Annotated in this window: 5 protein-coding genes; 3 read left to right on the plus strand and 2 right to left on the minus strand. The window is 64.4% G+C overall.

Going from position 1 to position 4231, the window contains the following annotated elements; translation table 11 throughout:
- Together B384_RS0108140 and B384_RS0108145 are read right to left on the minus strand one after the other, a co-directional pair.
- A partial coding sequence (locus B384_RS0108140; protein ID WP_019482623.1) for an HAD family hydrolase occupies positions 1 to 656 on the minus strand: 656 nt, incomplete at its 3' end.
- A gap of 7 nt (positions 657 to 663) precedes the next feature.
- Positions 664 to 2247, minus strand: coding sequence for an MFS transporter (locus tag B384_RS0108145; RefSeq protein WP_019482624.1), 1584 nt, complete (start codon positions 2245 to 2247; stop codon positions 664 to 666).
- Between the two features lie 303 nt (positions 2248 to 2550).
- On the opposite strand from B384_RS0108145, the gene B384_RS0108150 reads away from it, so the two are divergent.
- The 3 genes from B384_RS0108150 to B384_RS0108160 all read left to right on the plus strand — a co-directional run.
- Positions 2551 to 3828 (plus strand): NAD(P)/FAD-dependent oxidoreductase, encoded by a 1278-nt coding sequence (locus B384_RS0108150; RefSeq protein ID WP_019482625.1) that lies wholly within the window; start codon positions 2551 to 2553, stop codon positions 3826 to 3828.
- A complete protein-coding gene (locus B384_RS21285) occupies positions 3825 to 3947 on the plus strand; it encodes a hypothetical protein (RefSeq protein ID WP_019482626.1) in 123 nt (40 codons plus the stop codon). Before B384_RS0108150 ends, B384_RS21285 begins: the two co-directional genes overlap by 4 nt.
- Positions 3944 to 4231: hypothetical protein (locus tag B384_RS0108160; protein WP_026041051.1), on the plus strand; the 288-nt coding region annotated here is incomplete at its 3' end. The genes B384_RS21285 and B384_RS0108160, both read left to right, overlap by 4 nt.

A 4231-nucleotide genomic window follows, 5' to 3' on the forward strand; every position in this document is an offset into this window, starting at 1 on the left:
TGAACGCCAGCGGCGGCGTCCTCAATCACCGCCGTACGCTGGGGCGGCACACCGAGCTGGCGGGCGGCCTCAAGAAACATGGATGGATCCGGTTTGCCGGGCAGACCCCGCTCGGCAGCTGTCTCTCCGTCAATAACGACATCGAACTCTGCCTCGAGTCCAGCTGCCTTCAACATCGCCCCGGCATTGCGGCTGGCCGTCACCAGACCAACAAGTACCCGACCACTGCGCAGCCGGCCCAGCAACGCAACAGTTCCCGGAAAGGCCCGGATTCCGTCCCGGGCAACCACTTCCTGGAACAGAGCGTTCTTCCTGGCACCCAGACCGTGGACAGACCAAACATCCTCCCCGTCTCCCGGGCTGCCCGCGGGGATCTTCAATCCCCGCGAGGCCAGAAAAGCGGTAACACCATCCTCACGGTGCCTGCCATCAACATACAGACGGTAGTCCGAATCACTATCGAAGGCCCGCATGCCCTCTCCGAGCGCCAGCCGCGGATCCTGGAGAACATCATCGAAGAGCTCCTTCCAGGCGTGCGCGTGCACTGTCGCCGACTGGGTGAGAACCCCGTCCATGTCAAACAGGACTGCGTCGTAGGGCAATGCTGCGATCTGACGCAAACGCCCCCGGGCCGGTTGGGAAGCTTGAACTGACACTGGATTCCTACCCCGCATCCACTTCGGTCGCCGTATGCTCGGCCTCCGGCTCGGCTGGCGCCGAACCTGTTGGCGGTACGTGCCGCAGCCGGGTGGCAGCGAGGATTGCGGCGACGGCGGCTATCCCGGCGGCGACGGCGGCGGCGACGTTGAGTCCGCTGGCGAAGGCCGCGCGCGCGGTCTCCAGCAGTGCCGTACTCAATTCCGCGGGGAGCTCGCCGGCGGCCGCGATGGCGCCGTCGATGCTGTCCCGCGCGGAGGCTCCCGCCTCGGCGGACAGGCCTGCGGGAAGTGCGCCGTCGATTTGGCCGCGATAGGTGGCGACCCCGACGCTGCCGATGACCGCCACGCCCAGCGAAATGCCGAGGTCGTTGGCCGTGGTGGCCAGTCCGGAGGCTGCTCCTGCTTTCTCCGGCGGCACCGAACCGACCACAAGGTCCGTGGTGAGGGCCATGGACGGTGCGACGGCCGGGTAGAGAATCATGAATCCGGCGATCAGCAGGGGCAGTCCGGAGGTGCTCTCCACCTGGGTGAGCAGGAGGTAACCGATCACCTGCACCGCGAGGCCGATGGCGATCACGTTGCCGGGACGGATTTTTCGTGCCAGCACCGGTGAGAGCATCGAGACGACAATCAGGATCAGTGCTGCGGGCAGGACCGCCAGCCCGGCCTGCAGCGGCGAGAGTCCCGCGACCAGCTGGAGGTACTGGGTGAACATGAAGTACACGCCGCCCAGTCCTGCTGCGGAGAGAAGGAACACGACCAGCGCACCGCTGACCGTACGGTTGGCGAACAGCCGCACATCCAGCAGAGGTGACGCGGAACGCAGTTGGCGCATCACGAACCACAGCCCGAAGCCCAGGCCGGCGGCGATGGTCAGCAGCGGTACCGTCAGAGCTTCCTCCCGGGCAAATGCCTTGATCCCATAGATGATCGGCAACAGGGTGGCCACCAAGAGTACCGCGCTGAACAGATCGAGCCTGCCCGCGTTCGGGTCGCGGTGCTCAGGCAACAACAGCGGTGAGGCGATGACAACCAACAGCATCACCGGCACCGCCACCAGGAACGTTGCGCGCCAGGAAAAGGCTTCCAGCAGAAGTCCGCTCAGCAGCGGGCCCAGTGCCACTCCAGCGGAAATGCCTGCCGCCCAGACACCGATGGCCACCCCACGCTGCTTCGGATCGCGGAACATGGAGAAGATTAGGCCCAGTGTGGCCGGCATCTGCGCAGCCGCCGCGATACCGAGAATGGCCCGCCAGAAGATCATCATGGCCGGATCATCCGTATAGGCCGCGGCCACGGAAACAATACCGAACGCCGCCGCGCCAATCATCAGCAGCCTTCGGCGCCCGATCCGGTCACCGAGGGTTCCCATCGTGACCAGGAATCCGGCCATCAGGAAACCGTAAATGTCCAGGATCCACAACATCTGGATGCTGGTGGGCTCCAGATCAGCGGCAATATGCGGTATCGCCAGAAACAGGATGGTAAGCATCATAAACAGCAGCATGGAGGGCAGGACCAGCAGACCAAGACCGGCCCACTCCCTACCTCCTGCCCGCACATCGGTCGTGCTGTTCGCAGAGGACATCGGCTTTTCCCTTCTCGGATTCATTCTCAGTATTTGGTTTCCATGCCACCGTCGGCATTTAGGTGCCTCCGGACAATGCGATACAACCAATCTTGATACCCTAGGTGGGTACCGTACAACTGATACCCTAGCCCGGTACTGTATTGATGTCCACACTTTGAGTTGTCGTCATGAAACCGGAGCCGTGTGGGTGGCCGGACGGGATGGGGATTCTACTCAATCAAAGCAGGTGTACTCCGGATACCCCCATGAGGTATGTTTGAAATATACCCTCCTGGGGTACCCGAAAAGAAAGGAACACACATGATGCGCAAGCGGATTCTGATCATTGGAGCTGGAGCGGCCGGAAGCTCCGCCGCCCAGGCACTGCACCAGTCAGGCACAGACCTGGAAGTAACCGTGATCGGAGCGGAAAACCTGGCACCCTATAACCGGACCACCGTCAATAAGGGTCTTCTCTCCGGCGCGGTGGACCTAGAGAACATCATCCTGCCCGGGATGGATCTGCCGGGCTACGCATGGCAGCTGGGCACGAACGTTACAGCCCTTGACCCGTCAACCCGGACCGTGGAGCTGGAGAACGGCGCCACCATTGAGGCCGACGCGGTGCTCTTGGCCACCGGCGCAGAACCTCGCGCATTGACCGCCGCCGTGGATGACGGAGCCCGGAGCCGCGTCCTTCGTCTCCGGAGCGCAGCAGACACACAACGCCTGCGGGCTCTCACCATTGCCAACCTGCCGGGTCATGTGGTGATTGCCGGGGCGGGCCTGATCGGCACGGAGACCGCGGCGGTACTGCTCGAAGCAGGATGCCAGGTCACTCTGACCGACCCGTCACCATTGCCGATGCGAAACCATCTGGGACACACCATCGCGCAGTGGGTCGCCACAGCGCACCGCACCGCCGGCGTCGACTTCCGCCCGGCCACCACCATTACTGAAATACGGGCCGCGGACGAAGCGCTGCTGGTGAGCCTCGCCGTTGGAAACAGTCTTCACGCCGCGGTCGTTCTCGCATCTTTGGGTGTCACTCCCGCCACGGGGTGGCTGGAGGGCAGCGGGATACCGTTACAGGCAGGACGCCGGCCAGGCGCAATCCTGGTGGATCAGGATCAGCGCGTTGAGGGATTGTCTGGAATGTACGCCGCCGGGGACGCCGCGGCAGTACCGGGACTCGACGGGAAACCTGCACGGATCGAACACTGGGGCGCCGCCATCAGCCAGGGCAGATCGGCCGCCGCGGCCATTCTTCGGGACCTGCACGGGGAGCCGTCCGAGGTCGGGTCCACGCAGCCGCTCATCCCGCCGGCGACTGCCAGCTACAGCACATATGTACACGGGACCAAACTCACCATCCTCGGCAGCCCGGCAAACGGCGTCCGTGAGCAGTTCATTCTCGGAAACCTCGACTCTCCCCGGTTCGCCCTCGCCTTCTTCGACGCCGAAGACCGGATCACCGGCGCCGTAGGGGTCGGCGGCGCCCGCGCCGTGAATCAGCTGCGTTCGGCGATCGCGCGCCGGGCACACGCCGCTGAGCTGGAGACTGAGGCCAGCTTCGAGCCCGTAGGAGGGCCACAGTGAATACGACACTGCGCGGCGTGCTGAGCAAACAGGTCGGAAACTGGTCGATTGTCCTGACCGTCATCACCGAGGTTTCCCGCACCTGCGCCGGAATCTGCCAGGGTGGAGGCCGCCCGTGATCCGGACCAAACGCATCCTGGGAACAGTGAGCGTAATCGCCATTGCAGCCGGAGCGGCCCACCTGTTCCTTGACGGCCTTGCCGGCAGCCTCATCCCGCTCCAAGCCGTGATCCAAAACCGAACCGACGCAGACCCGGCGGTCCTCGGAATTCTTGTCTCCGTCGCGCTGGCCTCGGCTTCGCTGTTCCAGCCACTGGGAGCACGCTTGGCCCAAAGGTTCGGCGACGGCGCCCTAGCCATCACCGGCGCGTTCCTGGCCGCCGCTGGGTACGGGCTACTCCCC

Source organism: Arthrobacter sp. TB 23 (assembly GCF_000294595.1).
Taxonomy (GTDB): domain Bacteria; phylum Actinomycetota; class Actinomycetes; order Actinomycetales; family Micrococcaceae; genus Arthrobacter_D.